The organism is Janthinobacterium sp. NKUCC08_JDC, assembly GCF_019345575.1.
Lineage (GTDB): Bacteria > Pseudomonadota > Gammaproteobacteria > Burkholderiales > Burkholderiaceae_D > Janthinobacterium > Janthinobacterium aestuarii.
Window position 1 is genome coordinate 1 of sequence record NZ_JAHKQW010000019.1, and the last position, 18,729, is coordinate 18,729.

Consider the following 18,729-nt stretch of genomic DNA (forward strand, 5'->3'; position numbering starts at 1 on the left):
GGCCAGGCTGGCGCGCATCGCATCGCCGGCGCCGCGCGCTTGCTGCGCCGCGGCCAGCAGTTCGGCATCGCAGCGGGCATGGTCGCCGCGGTCGACGGCGATCGAGGACAGCAGCCAGTGGGCGTCGGCGCAGCCGGCGCCGTCGCCGTGTGCGCCGCAGGTGGCGCACACGGCCATGGCCAGGCTTTCCGCGGAGTCGAGCGCGCCTTGCAGCCAGGCCACTTCCGCCTGCACCAGTTGCAGGCGCGCGCGCGCCTGTTCCAATGCGGCCGCATCGAAGTCGGCCAGCGGCAGCAGCAGATGCGCTTCCTCGCTCAGCGCAATTGCTCTGTTGCCGTCACGCTGGCGCAAATGCCAGGACAGCAACAGCAGCAGCGGTACGCGCCCGGCGCCGCGCAACGGCAGCAATGCGCTTTCCCACTGCGCTACGTCATGTTCGAGCGCGAACATTTCCATTCAAGCATTCTCCCCGCAAACAGTGGCGCCAGCCTGTGTCCGCACAGGCCATGTGTCATGGCATTGTAAGCTGCATTCAGGGGAATTGTTCAGTACGCCTGTCAGAATTATGTCGCCGGCATGACGCCGCAGGCGGGGCGATTTGCCCCATGCCGCATGCGCTCTGCCGTGCGCCTAGCGTGAAACCAGACGAACGCTGTTGACGCTGACGCCGCTGATGCTGCGCGTGTCGTCAGGCAGGCGCAAGCCCGACAGCAGCTGGGCGTTGTCGATGGTCACCTGTTCGCCCGCATTGCTGAAGGCGAATGTTGCACCTTTTTGGGTGGCAAACTTGCCAGCTCCGATGGGAAGGATTCTCACACTGGGTTTTGGCTGCATTTCGCGGTCGTCGATCAGGCGGCCATAGAAGTGACTGTCTTGCTGGCGCACTTCCAGCCGTTGCCCGTTCGACAGGCGGTATTGCCGTTCGATCTCGGACGCTTCCTGCGCCGTCACATGGTAGTACGCGTTGCTGCTGACTCTGACGCTGCCAGTGGTTTGTGGAGTCGCAACGGTTTGCGCGTGGGCGGTGCCGGCGACAAGCGCGAACAGGGCGGCGGCAAGGGGGAGGAAACGTTTGGTATGCATGACATTCACCTTCGATCAGGATGGCTGGATGGATGGGAGTTAGATCGTGTGGTCGCTGGCAGGTTTCCGGCAGGGACTGGTGACAAGGTAGCAAACGGCCTTTGCCATCGCCAGCGGCAGGCGATGGAAGGCAGGTTTTACGCGATGAAGTGCATAAAACGGCAGATGAACGGTTTTGGGATTAAAGTCGGAAGGCGTGCTCGGCGGCGAAATTAAATTTCGCCTGCCGGGTGTTTTGCGGCGCTATATTTGAATGAGGGAAATATTTCTTAATACAAGGTCTGCGCCGATTCGTGCAGCAGCTGGCCATACAGGGTATGGCGCATCTTGGCAATCTTGCCTTCCGATAAGGCTTGCAGGATGGCGCATTGCGGCTCGATCAGGTGGCGGCAGTTATAGAACTTGCAGCCGCCAAGATACGGCTGGAATTCGCGGAAGGCCCGCTCCAGCATGCCTTCGGACAGGTGGTACAGGCCGAATTCCTGGAAGCCGGGCGAATCGATGATGGAACTGTTCGCGCCCAGTTCGTCGAGCTTGTACAAGCGCGTAAAGGTCGTCGTGTGCTTGCCCGTGTCGAGCGCGGCCGAAATTTCGCGCACGGCGATGTCGGCGTCCGGCACCAGCAGGTTGATCAGCGACGATTTGCCCATGCCCGACTGGCCGATCAGGATCGACGACTGGCCCGCCAGCAGCGGCGCCAGGGTGGCCACGGCGTGCTCGGGTTCGGCACGGGCCGACACTTCATCGACGGGGTAACCCATCGAGGAATACGGCAGCAGGCGTTCGCGGGCGCGCTCCAGCGAAGCGGTCACGTCCGTTTTGTTGAGGATGATGCGCGCTTCGATGCCGGCCGCGTCGGCCGCCACCAGCGAGCGCGAGATCAGGTCGTCGGCAAAGCCCGGCTCCGTCGCCACGACGATGAACAGCTGCGTCAAATTGGCGGCCAGCAATTTCGATTTGTACTGGTCCGAGCGGTACAGCAGGGTCTTGCGTTCCTCGATGCGGTCGATGACGGCCTGGTCGTTGGAAGTGCGCGTCAGGTGCACGATGTCGCCAACGGCCACATTGGTTTTCTTGCCGCGCGTCACGCATTGCAGCTTGGCGCCGTCCACGTCGGCCAGGTAGTGGCGGCCGTGGGCGGCGATGATGACGCCCGTCAACTTGCCTTCGCTCATGCGGACACCTGGCTGCTCTGGTAGATGAGGTCTGCCTTGGCGGCGCAGATAAAGTCGTTTTCGGACAGGCCGCCGGCGCCCTGGTTGACCGAGTGCGTGTCGTAGCGCACGGCGCAGGTTTTGTAAGTAATGATGAGCTCCGGATGGTGGTCTTGCGTATGGGTCATATAGGCCAGGGCGTTTACGAACGCCAGGGTCTGGTAGTAATTCTTGAAGCCGAAGTCGCGGCACAGCTTGCCATTTTGCACCGTCCACTGGGGCAGCAGGGCGTGCAGGGTGGCGATGTCCGTGTCGCCCAGCGCCTGCTGGCGCTGCGCGCAGGACAGTTGGGCCAGGTCTTGCGAGGTCGATGGCGTATTCATGTGGCAGCCCCTTTCAGGTGGCGGATGCGCACGCTGGCCGGCGGGTGCGAGTCGTAGAAGGCCGAGTGCAGCGGGTCGGGCGTCAAGGTCGACGCATTGTCTTCATACATTTTGACGAGGGCCGAGACGAGGTCGTCCGCCTGCGTGTGCGTGGCGGCAAAGGCGTCCGCTTCGAATTCGTGCTTGCGCGAGCTGAGCGACGTCAACGGTCCCAGCAGGAAAGTGAAGACGGGCAAGGCCAGCATGAACAGCAGCAGGGCCAGCGCATCGGTCGGCTGGCCCGTCAAGGCCAGGGCGACAGGGTCGACACCGAGGCCCGCGTAAAACCATGGCTGCGTCTTCAGGAAACCCAGCAGCGCGAGGAAACCCAGCGAAATGACGAACATCATGGCGATGCGCTTGACGATGTGCTTGAGCTTGAAGTGGCCCAGTTCATGCGCCAGCACGGCTTCGATTTCCTGCGGCGCCAGGCGCGACAGCAAGGTGTCGAAGAAGACGATGCGCTTGTTGGCGCCAAAGCCCGAGAAATACGCATTGCCGTGGGCGCTGCGCTTCGAGCCATCCATGACGAACAGGCCTTTCGAAGCGAAACCGACGCGCTGCATCAAGCCTTCGATGCGGCTTTTCAGCGCTTCGTCGGCCAGCGGCGTGAATTTGTTGAACAGCGGGGCGATGACGGTCGGGAACAGCACCATCATCAGCAACTGGAAGCCGCTCCAGACGAACCACGCGTACAGCCACCACAGGTCGCCCGACTTGGCCATCAGCGCCAGCACGACCCAGATCAGCGGCAGGCCGATGGCCGCGCCCAGGCCCACGCCCTTGAGCATGTCCGTGAAGAACAGCTTGCGCGCCATGGTGTTGAAGCCGAAGCGCTGCTCCAGCACGAACTGGCGGTAGTAATCGAAGGGCAGGTCGATCAGGCCGGAAATGGCGGCAAAGGCGGCGATCAGGCCGATCTGGTACAGCATGGGCGAGCCCGGCCCCATCCATTCATTCAGGTGCAGCGCCAGCCATTGCAGGCCGCCCAGCAAGGTAAAACCGATCAGCACGGCGTAGTTGACCAGCAAGGTCAGCAAGCCGAACTTGGTCTTCGCTACCGTGTAGTCGGCGGCCTTCTGGTGCGCGGCCAGCGGGATTTTTTCCGCGAATTCGGGCGGAACAGCGGCGCGGTGGGCCAGCACGTGGCGAATCTGCCGCGAAGCGAGCCAGAAGCGCACGGCCAGGGTCAAAACGAGGACGGATACAAACAAAATCGAAAACGCGAGTGAATACATTCTGTGCCTGTGAGAAAATGGCTGATTATTTAGTTTGATTAGGCCAAGAGAGAATTATGTCACAAGCGACCGACTTAACTGCATCCACCCCCGCACCCACCGTGCCGGCACGTCCAAACGAGATGAACCTGGTCTGGGTCGACATGGAAATGACGGGCCTGGAGCCCGATACCGACCGCATCATCGAAGTGGCGGTGGTGGTCACGGACATGCATTTGAACCTGCTGGCCGAAGGCCCCGTGTTCGTGATTCATCAATCCGATGAAACCCTGAACAAGATGGATGCCTGGAACAAGGGCACGCACGGCCGCTCGGGCCTGATCGACAAGGTGAAAGCGTCGACCGTGACGGAAGCGCAGGCGGAAGCGGAACTGATCGCGTTCCTGAAGAAATACGTACCGGCAGGCAAGTCGCCCATGTGCGGCAACACCATCGGCCAGGACCGCCGCTTCATGGTGCGCGGCATGCCAAAGCTGGAAGCGTTCTTCCACTATCGCAATGTTGACGTGTCGACACTGAAAGAGCTGTGCAAGCGCTGGAAGCCGGAAATCGCTACCGGTTTCAAGAAGCACCAGAAGCATACGGCGCTGGCCGATATCCTGGAATCGATCGAGGAATTGAAGTACTACCGCGAGCACTTCATCAAATTGTAATGATGTTGTCGGCTTACGCGCTGCGCGCTAAGCCGACCTATGGGCTCTGATCTGTTGCTCCGGCTGGTTTGGTGGTGTTGTCGGGTTACGAGCCATCCACCGCCGCTGGCGTAGGTCGGCGTTGGTCGGCGTAGGTCGGCTTAGCGCCTTGGCGCGTAAGCCGACGCATCCACCAGCTCGACATCGAGGGCGGACCAGACGCCATCCTCACCCTGCCATTCCAGCGCAAACGGTCCCGTTTGCCGTAAAGCCGTGATCCAGCGCACTGCGCCAGGCTGGCGGTAGTATTCCACGCACTGGCCGAACCCCTGTTCCAGCCGGCAAATAACCAATCCCTCGCCCGCGACGGCGCACCATTGCTCATCGACATCGATCAAGGCTGCGGCCGGGTCGCCATAGAACTCGCCCACGCTGGCTTGCCGGCCATCGGCAGCGATCACCGTGGCGTGCTCATATTCATGCTGGACACTATATGCGGCGCTGCGCGCCAGTTCCCTGCTCGTCATGCTGTCTCCACTGTTGGCCAGACGGTTTCCTGGTCGGCGCGCGCCTCGGCGATCAGCCATTCGCAGAATGCATGCACGAGGGGCCGCGTTTCCGCCTGGGGCGAGCGCAGCAGATAATAGCAGTGGGGGCCGCGCACGGCGTGTTCGAATACGCGCACGAGGCGGCCCGAGCGCAAATCGTCGCCGATCAGGGGACTGGCGGCAATGGCCACGCCCTGGCCGCTGGCGGCCGCGTCCAGGCACAGATAGGTGTGCGAAAAGCGCGCGCCGCTGTTGCCGCTATTGCCGCTGTAATGCACACCGCAGCTGTGCAGCCAGCGCGTCCAGTCGATTTCGCCGGGCAGGTGCACCTCCGGTTCGTCGTGCAGCAGCGGATAGCGCAGCAGGTCGGCCGGCTGGCGCAGGCTGGCCGCGTTGGCGCGAAAGCCAGGGCTGCAGACGGCGGAAAACCATTCTTCCATCAATAAATCGACTTTCAGGCCCGGATAGCGGCCCGGTCCCAGGCGGATGGCTACGTCCACGCCGTCGCGCGCCAGGTCGACCGGGTGCATCGACGCCAGCACGCGCAACTCGATCTGCGGATAGCGGTCGCGCAGCCGGCCCAGGCGCGGCATCAGCCAGCGCGAGACGAGCGAGCTGGTGGCTGTCACCGTCACCACCTTGTCATCGCCCTGGCGCCGCGCCTGCTCGGACACGTCGGCCAGCTGGTTGAGGATAGGCCCCAGCGAGGCCGCATAGCGCTGGCCGGCATTGGTCAGCACCACGCCGCGCGGCAGGCGCTGGAACAGCACGATGCCCAGCCACGCTTCCAGCTGTTTCACATGGTGGCCGATGGCGCCAGCGGACACGTGCAATTCTTCGCCCGCGCGCTGGAAGCCTTCATGGCGGGCGGCCGCCTCGAAGGCGTGCAGGGCGGCGAGTGGGGGCAGGGGACGTGACATGGCACTCTCAAGAGAATTGAGCCTCAGTAATATTTGGCCTATCCGTGAAGAATATTGGTTTGTTTCATTTTGCGCAAGCGAATATGATGCCGTCACTGCGTGAAGTGACCCGCAATAGGATTCACGCATGCATCATCTCCCGGCCTTGCTGGGCATTTATATTTACAACGTTACAACGCCTGGAAAACCGTCGCGATACGCAGCAGGTTTGCCCAGGTGTACTCAAAGAGGTTAGTCATGTCTGATCGCCGCGCTGTTGCGCTGGTGTTGCTGTCGGCCGCCGGTTTCGGCAGTTCCGCAGTGTTTGCCAAGGCGGCATATGCGTCCGGGGTCAACCCGTCGACCATGCTGGCCTTGCGTTTCGTTATCGCCGCCATGCTGTTGCTGCCGCTCGTGTGGCTCGGTGGCTGGCGCTTGCCGCGCGGCCGCCTGCTGGCCGGCTACATGCTGATGGGCCTGATGTACACGGCCCAGTCGCAAGGCTATTTCAATGCCCTCATGTATGCCAGCAGCGGCCTGTGCGGCATGCTGCTGTACGTGTATCCCGTGCTGGTCACCATCCTCGCGCTGGCGCTGGGCTGGGAAAAGCTGGACCGCCGCATGCTGGTGCTGATGGCGCTGGCCATCGCCGGCATGGCCATCACCCTGGGCGGCAAGCTGCAGGGTCAGCCCATCGGCATCGCCCTGGCATTGATGGCGGCCGGCGTGTACGCCGTGTACATCCTGTTTGGCAACAGCCTGTCGAAAAGCCGCGAGAATATTCACCCATTGGCCGCATGCGTCGTGATCCTGGGTACGGCAGGCCTGTCGAACAGCGCGATCGCCTTGTGGCAGGGCGTGTCCTTGCCAGGCACGGCGACGGGCTGGCTTGCCGTCAGCGCCATCGCCCTGTTTTCCACGGCCATCGCCATTGCCGCCTTCTTTGCCGGCGTGGCGCAGATCGGCGCGGCCAAGGCGTCCATCATTTCCACGTTCGAGCCCGTGATCACGATGGCGTTCGGCGTGACCTTGCTGAAGGAATCCGTCAGCGGCACGCAATTGCTGGGCGGCGCCATGGTGCTGGCCGCCGTCGTCTTGCTGGCGCAGCGGCCCACTGCCAAGCCGGTCTCCATGCCGGCCGTGCAAGCGAGCGCCTGACCTTTTTTCCCGAACTGATCGGTTGTATCGATCGGTCTCCTTTGCGCCGCGACGGGTTTCCTGTCGCGGCGCTTTTTTTTGCGCGGTTTTTCTTCACATAAATAACACTTGATTGCGAATGATTCTCATTTATAATTGACTTCAAGATTCCCCCACCACCAGCCAGCCCATGCCAGCCAGTGTTCGCCTTGAAAGGAGACACCGTGTCGAGCATGCCCCCTATTTGCAATACCGAGCTGGTCAGCAGCGAATTTACCCGCCTGCGCCGGGAGAAAAAAGCCCGCCACCGCGACATCGCCGAGGAACTGGGCATTTCCGAAGGCGAGCTGATCGCCGCACATGCGGGCCTGTCGCTGGCCAATGGCGCCTTGCTGGGCGCCGAGCGCCTGCGGCCCGACTGGCCCGCCATCATCGCCGCGCTGGAACCGCTGGGTGAAGTCATGGCGCTGACACGCAACGCTTCGTGCGTGCATGAAAAGACGGGCGTCTATCGACAAGCCAGCCACAACAATCACGTGGGCCTGGTGCTCGGTGGCGACATCGACCTGCGCGTGTTCTACCGCCAGTGGGCGCATGGCTTTGCCGTACGCGAGATGGGAGAAAAGGAAGTGCAGCGCAGCCTGCAGTTTTTCGATGCGGCCGGCCAGGCCGTGCACAAGATTTTCCTCAAGCCGCAAAGCGATATTGCCGCCTACGACGCGCTGGTCGCGCATTTTGCCGACACGGACCAGGCGGCCGGCATCGCCGTGAAGGCGCCAGCGCCGCCGCCGGCCGAGCTGCCCGACGCGCAGATCGACGTGGCCGGCTTTCGCGCCGCCTGGGCCGACTTGCGCGACACGCATGAATTTTTCACCATGCTGAAAAAATACTCGGTCTCGCGCCTGCAGGGCTTGCGCTTGGCCGAGTCCCGTTTCGTGCAGCAGCTCGACAAATCCTGCGTGCTCGACCTGCTCAAGGACGCCGCGCTTGAAAAAGTATCGATCATGGCTTTCGTCGGCAATGCCGGCATGATCCAGATCCATTCGGGCCCCGTGCACAAGATCGCCGTGATGGGGCCGTGGATCAATATCCTCGACACGCGCTTCAACCTGCATTTGCGCGAAGACCATATCGCCAGCGCCTGGGTGGTGAAAAAGCCCACGGTCGATGGCCTGGTGACGTCCGTGGAACTGTTCGACGCCAAGGGCGACACCATCGTCATGTTCTTCGGCGAACGCAAGCCGGGCGTGCACGAGCTGTGCGAATGGCGCCATATCGTCGACAGAGTGGCGCAGGAGGGCGAACTATGCGCCGCATGATCGCCGCCAGCGTGGCGCGCCGCATCGCGCTGAAAAAGATGGGGGCGGGAGCGCTGGCCCTGGCCGCGCCGATGCAGGTGCTGGCCGCCGTGTCGGACGCGGCCAAGCCTGTGGCGAAAGCGCGGCGCATCGTCAGCGTGGGCGGCGCCCTGACGGAAATCGTCTATGCGCTCGAGGCGCAGGGCGAACTGGTGGGCGTCGATACGACGTCGCTGTATCCGGCTGTGGCGCAACAGCTGCCGCAGGTCGGCTATGCGCGCACCTTGTCGGCCGAAGGCGTGCTGTCGCTGGCGCCCACGCAGCTGATCGTCACCGAGGAAGCGGGGCCGCAAGCCGTGCTGCGCCAGGTGCGCGACGCGGGCGTGCCGGTGGCGGTGCTGAACGCGAATAACAAATTCGAAGGCTTGCTCGAACGGGTGAAACAGGTGGGCCAGATCACGGGCCGTGCCGATCCGGCCGCACGCCTGGCGCAAGCCTTGCAGCAGCAGTGGGACGGCGCCCTGGGCAAGGTGCGCCAGCGCGGCCACTCGCCGGTACAATCAGCCGTGCGCGTGCTGTTCATCCTCGCGCATGCGCCGAACCAGGTGATGGTGGGCGGGCGCGAGACGGGCGCCGACGCCATGCTCGCGTATGCGGGCGCCGTCAATGTGATGGGCGGGCAGGGTGGATTCGCCGGCTACAAGCCGCTCACGCCGGAAGCCGTGATCGCCGCGCGGCCCGACATCGTGCTCGTCACGGACCAGGGCTTGAAGGCCTCGGGCGGCGTGGACGGCATCTTGAAACTGCCAGGCTTGGCGCAGACGCCGGCCGGGCGCAAGCACCGCATCGTGTCGCTGGAAGCCATGCTGCTGCTGGGCTTTGGCCCGCGCATGCCGCAGGCGCTCATGGAACTCGACGCCGCCTTTGCGAAAGCCATGGCTGCATGAACGTGGCATCCGTGGTGTCAGCCGCCCCATGGCGCTGGCCACGCTGGGGCGCTGGCGGGCTGCTGGCGGCCGCACTGGCTGGCGGCCTGCTCATCGCCGTGCAGGCGGGCGCCGTGCCCGTGACACTGGCCGACTGGCTGGCGCCTTTTCAAACTGGCGGAGAAGCGCTGTCCGGCGGCGCGTATGTGCTGTGGCATATCCGCTTGCCGCGCGCCCTGTTCGCCGCCCTGATCGGCGCCGCGTTGGCGCTGGCCGGCGGCCTGACGCAAGGATTGTTCCGCAATCCGCTGGCCGACCCGGGGCTGCTTGGCGTAAGCAGCGGCGCCGCCTGCGCGGGCGCGGCCACCATCGTGTTTGCCGCCAGCCTGCACGTGGCGCCCGAGTTGCGCGTGTGGTTGCTGCCTGGGGCCGCGTTTGCCGGCGCCATGCTCATCTGCGTGCTGCTCGACAGGGTCGCCCGCTGGGCCACGCCCGGCTCCATCGTCGGCCTGCTGCTGACGGGCGTGGCGCTGAACGCCATCACGGTGGCCGTCATGGGCCTGTGCATCTACCTGGCCAGCGACGACCAGCTGCGCACCCTGACTTTCTGGACATTGGGTTCGCTGTCGGCCGGCAGCTGGCGCCAGGTGGCGGCTTTGCTGCTGGTGCTGGCCGGCGCGCTGTGGGCCACGCGCTTCCTGATGCGCTCATTGAACGCGCTGGCGCTGGGCGAGGCGCAGGCGCTGCACGTGGGCGTCGACGTGGGCCGGCTGCGCACGCAGGTGATCGTGCTGGTGGCCGTGCTGACAGGGTTTGCCGTCGCCTGGTGCGGCGGCATCGGTTTTATCGGCCTGATCGCGCCGCACCTGGTACGCACCTGGCTGGGCGCCGACCAGCGCCGCGTGCTACCGCTGTCCATGCTGGCCGGCGGCTTGCTGCTGCTGTTGGCCGACACCCTGGCGCGCACGGTCGCCATTCCTGCGGAAGTCCCCGTCGGCATTTTCACGGCCTTGCTGGGCGGGCCATTTTTCCTGATGCTGTTGCGGCGCTTCCGCCACGGCACGGCCTAGAGGTGAACATGACGCCCCTGCTGGAACTCTCCTTCGCCACAACACAACTGGGCCAGCAGTATTTCGGCCCCTTCAACGTGCGGGTGGCGCCCGGCGAGCGCATCGCCATCCTCGGTCCCAGCGGCGCGGGCAAGTCGACCCTGCTCAAACTGATGGCGTGCGAATTGCAGCCGCAGGCGGGCCAGGTGATGCTTGCGGGGCGGCCGCTGGCGCAGTGGCCGCTGGCCGACCTGGCGCGGCGCCGCGCCGTGCTGCCGCAAGGCTCGAACGTGGCCTTCGGCTTGCAGTGCGAGCTGGTGATCGGCCTCGGGCGGGTGGCGCGCCTAGTCGACCCGCAACTGGAGCGCATCGTGCAGGACGCTGCCGCCCTGGCGCATGCCGCGCAGCTGCTGCGCCGCCGCCTGGACACTTTATCCGGCGGCGAACAGGCCAGGGTGCAGTTGGCGCGCATCTTCGCGCAGATGTGGGACGTACGCGATGGCTTGATACTGGTCGATGAACCGCTGGCGGCGCTCGATCCCGGCCTGCAGTTCGATCTGCTCGACAGCCTGCAGCAGTTCTGCGCTGCGCGCGGCCACGCCGTCATCGCCATCCTGCACGACATCAATCACGCCTTGCTGGGCTTCGAGCGGCTGCTGCTCGTGCGTTCGGGCCAGCTGGTCGCCGACATCGCCAGCGATGCCGGCGCCGTGCCCGCCCTGGCCGCGCTGTACGGCATCGCCCTGACGACGGCCACCAGCAGCGATGGCCACGTGTGCGTCATCCCTGCCAGGAGCGCCGTGCGCAGGGCGGCCTGACCGACTCACTCACCACACGTCCGCCGCGCGCGGCCGCGCCATCTGGCCGCTGCCCAGCAGCCACACCATCAGGGCGTCGGCCTGTTCGCGTGTGGCCGCCACTTCCTGCACGATGCCGAAGGCTTTCATGGCGCCGGCCGCCATCGCCTGCAGGCGAGCACGCTGTTCCGCGTCCGCCTCGATGGACACCAGACCCCGGCAAATGGCGGCCAGCGCCACCTTGTGATGCTTGAGCCACAGGCCGCGCCGCTTGCGGTCGACGTGCGCTTCATCGCTGCGCTCCTCTTCGAACAGCATGACGAACGGTTCGCCATGGCGCAACAGGGCGTCCATGTCGTTTTCCCACAGCGGGGCATAGCCGGCGACGGCCGTTTCAGGGCGAAAGCGCACGATGGGAAAGTCGCTGACGTCGTGGATGGAGAAATGTGCGGGATCCGGTTTCATTGGGTACTTTCTTGCGAGGTGCTTGAAAAGGCTTGCCAGCCGCCGCCCAGCGCCTTGTAGACCTGGACCAGCGACAGCGACGCGGTGGCGCGGCTGTCGACCAGCGCCGCTTCGTTGTTCAATAAGGTGTTTTGCACGTGCAGCACGTTGATCAAGTCCGTGCCGCCCTGGCGGTACTGCAGTTCCGCGCTGCCCAGCGCGCGGCGTCCCTGTTTGACGGCTTCATCGAGGCTGGCCTGGCGGCGGGCGTTGGCCTGGTAGCCGGACAAGGCGTCTTCCACCTCGTGCCAGGCGGCCAGCACCGTCTGGCGGTAGGCGATGGCCGCTTCCTGCTGCTGCGCTTCGCGCAATTGCAGGTTGCCGCGCAGGCGGCCGCCATCGAACAGGGGCACGCTGAAGCCGGGACCAAAGGCAAAGCGCTTGGCGTCCCAGCCGATATCGGACAGCTGCATCGCTTGCAGGCCGATGCTGCCCGAGAGCGTAATGCGCGGATAAAAATCGCCCTGCGCCACGCCGAGGGCGGCCGTGGCCGCGTGCAGCTGCGCTTCGGCGCGGCGGATATCGGGACGTCGCTCGGCCAGGCTGCTCGGCACGCCCAGCTGCACTTGCATGGCCACGGCGGGAATGTCCTTGACCGCCGCCAGCTCCGCCTGCAAGGCTTGCGGCGGCAGCGCCAGCAAGAGGGCGAGGGCATTGCCCAGGCGCGCTACGCGCTGCTGCAGCGGCGGCAAACGCGCTTCGATGGTGGCCACGTGGGCCGCCGCCTCGGACTCGTCGAGCTGCGTCGCCGCGCCTTCGCGCAGGCGGATGCGGGTCAGCTCCAGCGTATGGCGGGCGATGTCGAGCAGCTGCTGCGTGATGGCCAGGGTTTGCTGCGCGCCGCGCAGCTCGATGTAGTCGCGCGCCGTCTCGGCCAGCACGGCCAACAGCACGCCGCGCTGCGTCTCCATCGCCACGTCGACGCGCGCGTCGGCCGCTTCGACTTCGCGCCGCACGCGGCCCCACAGGTCCAGCTCCCAGGCTGCATCGAGGTTGCCTTGCCACAGGCTGTAGGCGGATTTTCCGTTCAGACGCGACGGGTCGCTCAAGCCTTGTTCGCTGTTGCGCGCGCGGCTGTAGCCGCCATTCGCGCCCAGCGACGGGCCTTGCGCGGCACCGATGACGCCACGCGCGGCGCGGCTTTGCTCCAGCCGGCTGGCGGCCGCCAGCACGTCGAGGTTGGCGCCGGCGGCGCGCCGCAGCAGGGACGACAAGGTCGCGTCGCCAAAGCTGTCCCACCAGTGCTGCTCGATGGCGCCATCCTGTGCCGCCGCGAATCGGACATCTTCCGCCTGACGCCATTGCTGACCCAGGTCATGGGGCGGGCGCTGGAAGTCGGTGCCGACGCTGCCGCAGCCGGCCAGGCCTAGGGCCGTGATCAAGATCAGTGCTTTCATCGCGCGCTCACCTGTTGCAGCTGTTGACGGCGCGCGGCCGTATCGATGCGCACTTCGGCCGACATGCCCACGCGCAGGCGATGTTCGCCATCCTGCGCCGGGTCGAGCGCGATCCTGACGGGGATGCGCTGCACCACCTTGGTGAAGTTGCCGGTGGCGTTTTCCGGCGCGATGGCGGCAAACGTTACGCCCGTGGCCGGCGCGATGCTGTGCACGGTGCCGTGCAGGAGCACGCCCGGATAGGCATCGACGGCGATACTGGCGCGCTGGCCCTGGCGCACGTGCGTGAGCTGGGTTTCCTGCAGGTTGGCGACAACGAAGCTGCGGTTCAGGGGCACCACGGCCATCAGGCTGGCGCCGGGCGCCACGAGGGCGCCGACGCGCACGGCGCGGCGTCCCACGATGCCGTCGATGGGGGCGCGCAGCTGCGTATGCGACAGATCCAGTTCGGCCCGTTGCAGGCTGGCGCTGGCGCGCAGCAGGGCTGCTTCGGCTGCGCCTTGCTGCGCTTGCAAAATGTCCGTCTGCTTGCGGGTGGCGACGAGGGCGGCGCGGTTTTGCGCCAGGCGCGCGCGGCTCACGTCGTAGCGCGACTGCGCCTGCTGCGCATTCTGCACGCTGCCCGCGCCCTGGCCGGCCAGTTGCGTTGAACGGGCCAGTTCCTGCTGCGCCAGTTTGTCTTCCGCCTGGTTGGCCTCGACCAGGGTGGTGGCTTGTTCGATCACCGATTGCTGGCGCTGCACCGTGGCGCGGGCATAGTCCAGCTGCGCCTCGGCGCCCGCGACTTCGGCGCGGGCCGAGGCGGCGGCGGCCTGATAATCGCGGTCGTCGATGCGGGCCAGCAGCTGACCCGCCTTGACAGCCTGGTTGTCTTCCACCAGCACTTCCCGCACGATGCCACCCACCTTGGGGGAGAGCACGGTGTAGTCGGCGCTGATGAAGGCGTCGTCGGTGCCTTGTTCATCGCTGCGGGAAAACAGCAGTTGCCAGGCGCAAAAGGCGAGGGCGCAGGCCAGCAGGGCCAGGCCGAGGAGAAAAGCGCGCGAGCGCAGTATGGGTTTTTGCATGGTGAAGCTCTTTCGTAAAAAAGGGAAGTCAGGCGGCGCGCGGCGGATAGACGCGCGTCGGCAGGATGGGGATGATCACAATCATGGCCAGCGCGATGGTGGCCACCGTGAGGTACAGGTCGGACGAAGTCAGGGTGACGACTTGCGCATGCATGCGCTGTGCCAGGCCAGGATCCAATCCCGCCATGTCCACGCCGGCCGGCAGGTTGCCCAGGCGTTCGCTGAGCACCGTCGAATGAAAATGGTTGCGGCGCGTGATCAGCGCATCGAGCACGCCGGTGGCGACGACGGCCGACATGCCCTTGATGGTGTTGAACCAGGCCGAGGCGAATGGGCCATCCTGCGGCGCCAGGCCTGTGGTGGCCAGCAACAGCAAGGGAATCACGGCCATCGGTTGCGCAAAGATCTGCACCGCTTGCAGCAGGTAGAAATGCGTGCGGATCCAGTCGGGCGACATGCGCGCGCCCAGCACGCAGGACAGGGCCAGCATGCCCAGGCCGATGGCCAGCACCCAGCGGCAGTCGACGGCGCGCAGATTGCACAGGGCGGCCACCAGCGGCAGGGCGACCAGCTGCGGCAGCGCCACCATCAGCATCACTGGCGCCGTTTGCAGCGGGCGGTAGGCGTGCACCTGCGCCAGGTAGGACGAGGGGATCAGGATCACGGCCAGCAGCACGAACAGCACGCCGCCCAGGGTCAGCAGGGCATGGCTGAGATTGCGCCGCGACAGCAGCTGCAGCTTGAAGAACGGCAGCGGGTGCGACCACTCGTTAATGAAGAACAGCACCAGCAGCACGGCGCCGCCGCCCAGCAGCACGCAGATCAGGGGCGAGGCGAACCACGCCAGGCGCTCGCCCTGCAGCAGTCCCACCACCAGCATGCTGATGGCGGGCAGGCCAAGCAGCAGGCCGCGCCAGTCGAACTGGCGGAAACGTTCGAGGCGCAGCGGGTCTTGCGGCAAGCCCCAGGACACCATCAGCAGGGCGACGATGCTGCCCGGGACGACTTGCCAGAACGCCCATTGCCAGCCCAGGTATTCGGTCCAGAACGCGGCCAGCGGCGTGCCCAGACTGGGCCCGAAGGTGGCGCTCAGCGCATAGCCGCCCAGGCCATACAGCTTGATGTTCGGTGGCAGGAAGCGCAGCGCCACCGTCATCAGCATGGGCGGCAGGGCGCCGCCGGCCGCGCCCTGCACCACGCGCAGTATCATCAGCACGGACAGGTTCGGCGCAAACGGGCATAGCAGGCCGGCGGCCATGCAGACGATGATGGCGGCGGCCGTCAGCCGGCGCAGCGAAAAGGTGACGGAACACCACGGCGCGAACGCCATGGCCGACACCGAGGCAGCCGCATACAGGGCCACGAGCCAGCTGGCGTCGTCGCGCGCGATGCCCATGGCGCCGCGGATGTCGGCCAAGGCGATCTTGGTGATGTTTTCATTCAGGCCGGCGACCAGCACGGCCAGCAGCACGCCGGTCAGGCCCGTGGCCAGGCGCAGGCCGAAGATAGGAGGTGAGGGAGGCGGCGCGGCCGCAGGGGCGGCGCCGGGAAGCGGTACAGCGGACACAGGGAACTCCGTGGATGAGGATCAGTCCACGCAGTATAGGTAGCCGTTAATCTTGTGAAAATTGATAATTAAGGAAGTGTGAATTGCGTCTGACGCAATGATGGGGGCGGACCCTGTGGGTCTGACCCCGGTCTTTGTCGTTGGGTTTGGCGTCTGGCGTGTGAGCTCAGATCAACCCCAATCAAATGCTGGGGTCAGACCCGCAAGGGTCTGACCCCGTGCACAGCTCCTTGATCATGCGGCGCAGCCAGCGGTGTGCATGGTCGTGGTCGAGGCGCGGGTGCCAGGCCTGGAAGACTTCCACGCTGTCGACGGGGATGGGCAGCTCGAACGTGCGCAGCTTCAGGCCCAGGCGCTCGACGATGGCCAGCAGCGGCGTAGGCATCAGCGGCAGCAGCAGGCGCGAATCGGCCACGGCGAAGATGGCGGACTGGAAGTTGGGGCTGATCAGCGAAACCCTGCGCGTGTAGCCCCGCTCCGCCAGGGCCGTATCGAACGGGCCGCGCGCCAGGCCGCGCCGCGAGACGCTGATATGTTCGTACTCGGTAAAGCTGTCGAGGTTGATGGGGCCGTCGAAGATCGGGTGGTCGCTGCGGGCGATGCCGACAAAGCCGCTGCTAAACAGCTGCTGCAGTTTGATGTCGGGCGCAAAGGCGCGCCGCGCGCTGATGTACAGGTCAATGCGGCCCGCGTGCAGGGCGTCGTTTTCCGTGGCCCCGTCGCCTTCGGGCACGAAGCGCAGCACGGTGTGCGGCGCGTGCACGGCCAGCAGGTCGCGCAGCTTGCCGCCGTAGGCGCCGACAAACACGTCATTGGCGCACAGGCTGAACGTGCGTTCCAGGGTGCGCAAGTCGACTTCGCGGCCGGACGTGAAGATGGCGTGCGCCTGCTCCACCACGCCGCGCACCTGCTCGCGCAATTCCAGCGCGCGCGGGGTGGGCGCCAGGCCGCGCCCGGAGCGCACGAAGACGGGGTCGCCGATGGCGTCGCGGATGCGCGCCAGGGTGCGGCTCATGGCCGGCGCGCTCAGGTTCATGCGCCGCGCGGCGGCCACGGCGCTGCCTTCCTCGAGCAGGATGTCGAGGGCGACGAGCAGGTTCAGGTCGGGGAGTTTCATGCGCCGATTATAGCCCGGGGGCCAGCGCCGGCGCTGCGCCGGCAGGACGCCGGCGCAACAGGGATGCTACTGCGCGATTACTCTGCTGCAGGCTCGGCGCCGCAGCATTTCTTGAACTTCTTGCCGCTGCCGCAAGGGCAGTCGTCGTTGCGGCCTACTTTCGGCTCTTCGCGCTTCATGGTTTGCACCGGTGCCTTGCGGCGCGGGACCCAGAAACGGTGGATGGCCGGCAGGTTCGCTTCCAGTTCCTGCGCCAGCTTGTGCGCCTTGACCGGGTCTTCCACCAGTTTCAGTTCTTCTTCCTTGATTTCGTCGGCGCCCAGCAGGTAGATAGGCTGCATCAGTTCGGCCACTTCGGAATCCCAGATCTCGTTCCACGAGCCCGGACGCAGTTCCATGCCGTCCCAGAAGCCCCAGCACCACGCTTCGGCGTCGATCAGGGTCTGGCCTTCGTAGTCGTGCTCGACGAACAGGGCTTCGAATTCTTTCGGCGCCACTTCGAACGTCACCAGCACTTCGTTCATGAAGCGCATGATCAGGTTGACGATGCGTTCTTCTTCCTTGCTGTTCTTGAACTTCGGCGCGTCGTTGACATCTTCGCCCCACACGCGCGGCAACCACTCGGCCGGCATGATCGGTTCCGGACCGATGGCCACGGCCGTCAGATAGCCGTGCAGCATATCCATGGTCATCGCGTCTTCGGAGCACCGGTCCGACAACAGGAATTGGTCTAATTCGTCAAATTCTTTTTCTGATAATGGCTGTTCGAGTTGCATGGCTTGCTCTTTTATTGAATGTAAGGCGCCAGTATACGCCTTGCTGCGGCTTGCCGCCCAAGTGTTTGCACCGGCGGCCCGCGCGCGCCTTACAATGTCGCTTATGCACAATGAAAACCAGCCGCACGAGGACGACCGGCCCGTCCATCCCTTTTCCGCCCTGAGCCCCGATTGCGTGCTCGACGCCCTCGACAGCGTGGGACTGCGCGGCGATGGCCGCCTGCTGGCCCTGAACAGCTATGAAAACCGCGTCTACCAGGTGGGCATCGAAGACAGCGCGCCGCTGGTGGCCAAGTTTTACCGTCCCGCGCGCTGGAGCGATACGGCCATCCTGGAAGAACACGCGTTCGTGTCCGAGCTGGTCGAGCGCGAAATCCAGGTGGTGCCGGCGCTGGACATCAATGGCAGCACCCTGCACCAGTACCAGGGCTTCCGTTTTGCCGTCTTCCCCCGCCATGGCGGCCGCGCGCCCGAGCTGGACGACCCGGCCACCCTGGAATGGATAGGGCGCTTCATCGGCCGCATCCACGCCGTCGGCGCGCTGTCGGCCTACAAGGAACGGCCGGCCCTCGACCACCAGACGTTTGGCGTCGAACCGCGCGAGTTTCTATTGGAAGGTAATTTCCTGCCGCCCGAACTGCTGGCCGCCTATTCCAGCGTGGCGCAGCAGGCGCTCGATGGCGTCAAGCGCTGCTATGACCGCGCGGGCGACGTGGCCATGCTGCGCACGCACGGCGACTGCCATGGCGGCAATGTGCTGTGGACGGACGCCGGTCCCCATTTTGTCGATTTCGACGATAGCCGCATGGGGCCGGCCATCCAGGACCTGTGGATGATGCTGTCGGGCGAGCGCAGCGACCAGGTGCGCCAGATGAGCGACATCCTGGCCGGTTACGAAGACTTTTGCGATTTCGACCCGCGCCAGCTGTACCTGGTCGAAGCGCTGCGCACCCTGCGCCTGATCCATTATTCGGCCTGGCTGGCGCGCCGCTGGGACGACCCCGCCTTCCCCGTCGCCTTCCCGTGGTTTAACACGCAGCGGTATTGGCAGGACCGGATATTGGAACTCAGGGAGCAGGTGGCGTTGATGGACGAAGCGCCATTGTGGCCTGTTTGAC

The 18,729-nt window shown here is 65.3% G+C and carries 19 protein-coding genes and 1 pseudogene; 7 read left to right on the forward strand and 13 right to left on the reverse strand.

The annotated features are described in order from the left end of the window. From KO538_RS26960 to KO538_RS26980, 5 genes and pseudogenes are all read right to left on the reverse strand, one after another. Positions 1–456 (reverse strand): annotated as a pseudogene (locus tag KO538_RS26960) (GGDEF domain-containing protein); the annotation flags it as partial. A 174-nt stretch (positions 457–630) separates the two neighbouring features. After that, the gene (locus tag KO538_RS26965) at positions 631–1,083 is read right to left on the reverse strand and encodes a hypothetical protein (RefSeq protein WP_070300827.1); all 453 of its coding nucleotides are present in this window, start codon (positions 1,081–1,083) and stop codon (positions 631–633) included. A gap of 269 nt (positions 1,084–1,352) precedes the next feature. Continuing rightward, complete coding sequence (gene rsgA, locus KO538_RS26970) at positions 1,353–2,258, reverse strand: ribosome small subunit-dependent GTPase A (RefSeq protein ID WP_034785059.1); 906 nt, start codon at positions 2,256–2,258, stop codon at positions 1,353–1,355. Then, the gene (locus KO538_RS26975) at positions 2,255–2,620 is read right to left on the reverse strand and encodes a 4a-hydroxytetrahydrobiopterin dehydratase (RefSeq protein WP_219330197.1); all 366 of its coding nucleotides are present in this window, start codon (positions 2,618–2,620) and stop codon (positions 2,255–2,257) included. The genes rsgA and KO538_RS26975 overlap by 4 nt, the downstream gene beginning before the upstream one ends. Beyond that, positions 2,617–3,897 (reverse strand): M48 family metallopeptidase, encoded by a 1,281-nt coding sequence (locus tag KO538_RS26980; protein ID WP_219330198.1) that lies wholly within the window; start codon positions 3,895–3,897, stop codon positions 2,617–2,619. Before KO538_RS26980 ends, KO538_RS26975 begins: the two co-directional genes overlap by 4 nt. 56 nt (positions 3,898–3,953) lie before the next feature. On the opposite strand from KO538_RS26980, the gene orn reads away from it, so the two are divergent. Beyond that, positions 3,954–4,550, forward strand: coding sequence for an oligoribonuclease (orn, locus tag KO538_RS26985; protein ID WP_175560553.1), 597 nt, complete (start codon positions 3,954–3,956; stop codon positions 4,548–4,550). 140 nt (positions 4,551–4,690) lie between these two features. On the opposite strand, the gene KO538_RS26990 is transcribed toward orn, so the two are convergent. Both KO538_RS26990 and gcvA read right to left on the reverse strand, forming a co-directional pair. Next, a complete protein-coding gene (locus KO538_RS26990) occupies positions 4,691–5,056 on the reverse strand; it encodes a hypothetical protein (RefSeq protein ID WP_219330199.1) in 366 nt (121 codons plus the stop codon). After that, positions 5,053–5,997, reverse strand: a complete 945-nt coding sequence (gcvA, locus tag KO538_RS26995) for a transcriptional regulator GcvA (RefSeq protein ID WP_092717770.1) — start codon at positions 5,995–5,997, stop codon at positions 5,053–5,055. The genes KO538_RS26990 and gcvA overlap by 4 nt, the downstream gene beginning before the upstream one ends. A gap of 237 nt (positions 5,998–6,234) precedes the next feature. Between gcvA and KO538_RS27000 the strand changes: the two genes are divergently transcribed. The 5 genes from KO538_RS27000 to KO538_RS27020 all read left to right on the forward strand — a co-directional run bounded on the left by KO538_RS27000 (position 6,235) and on the right by KO538_RS27020 (position 11,204). Further along, the gene (locus tag KO538_RS27000; protein ID WP_058051029.1) at positions 6,235–7,134 is read left to right on the forward strand and encodes a DMT family transporter; all 900 of its coding nucleotides are present in this window, start codon (positions 6,235–6,237) and stop codon (positions 7,132–7,134) included. 212 nt (positions 7,135–7,346) lie between these two features. Further along, complete coding sequence (locus KO538_RS27005) at positions 7,347–8,432, forward strand: hemin-degrading factor (RefSeq protein WP_219330242.1); 1,086 nt, start codon at positions 7,347–7,349, stop codon at positions 8,430–8,432. Next, a complete protein-coding gene (locus KO538_RS27010) occupies positions 8,420–9,358 on the forward strand; it encodes a hemin ABC transporter substrate-binding protein (protein ID WP_219330200.1) in 939 nt (312 codons plus the stop codon). The genes KO538_RS27005 and KO538_RS27010 overlap by 13 nt, the downstream gene beginning before the upstream one ends. Next, positions 9,355–10,407, forward strand: a complete 1,053-nt coding sequence (locus KO538_RS27015) for an iron ABC transporter permease (protein WP_219330201.1) — start codon at positions 9,355–9,357, stop codon at positions 10,405–10,407. Before KO538_RS27010 ends, KO538_RS27015 begins: the two co-directional genes overlap by 4 nt. Positions 10,408–10,415: 8 nt before the next feature. After that, positions 10,416–11,204 carry an ATP-binding cassette domain-containing protein gene (locus KO538_RS27020; RefSeq protein WP_219330202.1) on the forward strand — a complete coding sequence of 263 codons (789 nt, stop codon included), beginning with the start codon at positions 10,416–10,418 and terminating at the stop codon, positions 11,202–11,204. A 9-nt stretch (positions 11,205–11,213) separates the two neighbouring features. On the opposite strand, the gene KO538_RS27025 is transcribed toward KO538_RS27020, so the two are convergent. The 6 genes from KO538_RS27025 to KO538_RS27050 all read right to left on the reverse strand — a co-directional run bounded on the left by KO538_RS27025 (position 11,214) and on the right by KO538_RS27050 (position 17,611). Then, positions 11,214–11,648 carry a hypothetical protein gene (locus KO538_RS27025; RefSeq protein WP_219330203.1) on the reverse strand — a complete coding sequence of 145 codons (435 nt, stop codon included), beginning with the start codon at positions 11,646–11,648 and terminating at the stop codon, positions 11,214–11,216. After that, positions 11,645–13,084, reverse strand: a complete 1,440-nt coding sequence (locus KO538_RS27030) for an efflux transporter outer membrane subunit (RefSeq protein ID WP_219330204.1) — start codon at positions 13,082–13,084, stop codon at positions 11,645–11,647. Before KO538_RS27030 ends, KO538_RS27025 begins: the two co-directional genes overlap by 4 nt. Further along, entirely contained in the window at positions 13,081–14,151 is a 1,071-nt protein-coding gene (locus tag KO538_RS27035; protein ID WP_219330205.1) for an HlyD family secretion protein, read from the reverse strand. The genes KO538_RS27030 and KO538_RS27035 overlap by 4 nt, the downstream gene beginning before the upstream one ends. Before the next feature lie 28 nt (positions 14,152–14,179). Further along, positions 14,180–15,718 carry an MFS transporter gene (locus KO538_RS27040; protein ID WP_374106894.1) on the reverse strand — a complete coding sequence of 513 codons (1,539 nt, stop codon included), beginning with the start codon at positions 15,716–15,718 and terminating at the stop codon, positions 14,180–14,182. Between the two features lie 181 nt (positions 15,719–15,899). Then, entirely contained in the window at positions 15,900–16,835 is a 936-nt protein-coding gene (locus KO538_RS27045) for a LysR family transcriptional regulator (protein WP_072456293.1), read from the reverse strand. Between the two features lie 77 nt (positions 16,836–16,912). Beyond that, on the reverse strand, positions 16,913–17,611 hold the full coding sequence (locus KO538_RS27050) for a UPF0149 family protein (RefSeq protein WP_034759318.1): 699 nt from the start codon (positions 17,609–17,611) through the stop codon (positions 16,913–16,915). A 103-nt stretch (positions 17,612–17,714) separates the two neighbouring features. Here KO538_RS27050 and KO538_RS27055 point away from each other — a divergent pair, with 103 nt between their 5' ends. After that, positions 17,715–18,728 (forward strand): serine/threonine protein kinase, encoded by a 1,014-nt coding sequence (locus tag KO538_RS27055; protein WP_219330206.1) that lies wholly within the window; start codon positions 17,715–17,717, stop codon positions 18,726–18,728. Position 18,729 lies beyond the last annotated feature (1 nt).

Bases quoted from the DNA above. Each gene is read 5' to 3' on its own strand.
- KO538_RS26965 (WP_070300827.1), bottom strand. From the start codon at position 1,083: ATGCATACCAAACGTTTCCTCCCCCTTGCCGCCGCCCTGTTCGCGCTT.
- rsgA (WP_034785059.1), bottom strand. From the start codon at position 2,258: ATGAGCGAAGGCAAGTTGACGGGCGTCATCATCGCCGCCCACGGCCGC.
- KO538_RS26975 (WP_219330197.1), bottom strand. From the start codon at position 2,620: ATGAATACGCCATCGACCTCGCAAGACCTGGCCCAACTGTCCTGCGCG.
- KO538_RS26980 (WP_219330198.1), bottom strand. From the start codon at position 3,897: ATGTATTCACTCGCGTTTTCGATTTTGTTTGTATCCGTCCTCGTTTTG.
- orn (WP_175560553.1), top strand. From the start codon at position 3,954: ATGTCACAAGCGACCGACTTAACTGCATCCACCCCCGCACCCACCGTG.
- KO538_RS26990 (WP_219330199.1), bottom strand. From the start codon at position 5,056: ATGACGAGCAGGGAACTGGCGCGCAGCGCCGCATATAGTGTCCAGCAT.
- gcvA (WP_092717770.1), bottom strand. From the start codon at position 5,997: ATGTCACGTCCCCTGCCCCCACTCGCCGCCCTGCACGCCTTCGAGGCG.
- KO538_RS27000 (WP_058051029.1), top strand. From the start codon at position 6,235: ATGTCTGATCGCCGCGCTGTTGCGCTGGTGTTGCTGTCGGCCGCCGGT.
- KO538_RS27005 (WP_219330242.1), top strand. From the start codon at position 7,347: ATGCCCCCTATTTGCAATACCGAGCTGGTCAGCAGCGAATTTACCCGC.
- KO538_RS27010 (WP_219330200.1), top strand. From the start codon at position 8,420: ATGCGCCGCATGATCGCCGCCAGCGTGGCGCGCCGCATCGCGCTGAAA.
- KO538_RS27015 (WP_219330201.1), top strand. From the start codon at position 9,355: ATGAACGTGGCATCCGTGGTGTCAGCCGCCCCATGGCGCTGGCCACGC.
- KO538_RS27020 (WP_219330202.1), top strand. From the start codon at position 10,416: ATGACGCCCCTGCTGGAACTCTCCTTCGCCACAACACAACTGGGCCAG.
- KO538_RS27025 (WP_219330203.1), bottom strand. From the start codon at position 11,648: ATGAAACCGGATCCCGCACATTTCTCCATCCACGACGTCAGCGACTTT.
- KO538_RS27030 (WP_219330204.1), bottom strand. From the start codon at position 13,084: ATGAAAGCACTGATCTTGATCACGGCCCTAGGCCTGGCCGGCTGCGGC.
- KO538_RS27035 (WP_219330205.1), bottom strand. From the start codon at position 14,151: ATGCAAAAACCCATACTGCGCTCGCGCGCTTTTCTCCTCGGCCTGGCC.
- KO538_RS27045 (WP_072456293.1), bottom strand. From the start codon at position 16,835: ATGAAACTCCCCGACCTGAACCTGCTCGTCGCCCTCGACATCCTGCTC.
- KO538_RS27050 (WP_034759318.1), bottom strand. From the start codon at position 17,611: ATGCAACTCGAACAGCCATTATCAGAAAAAGAATTTGACGAATTAGAC.
- KO538_RS27055 (WP_219330206.1), top strand. From the start codon at position 17,715: ATGCACAATGAAAACCAGCCGCACGAGGACGACCGGCCCGTCCATCCC.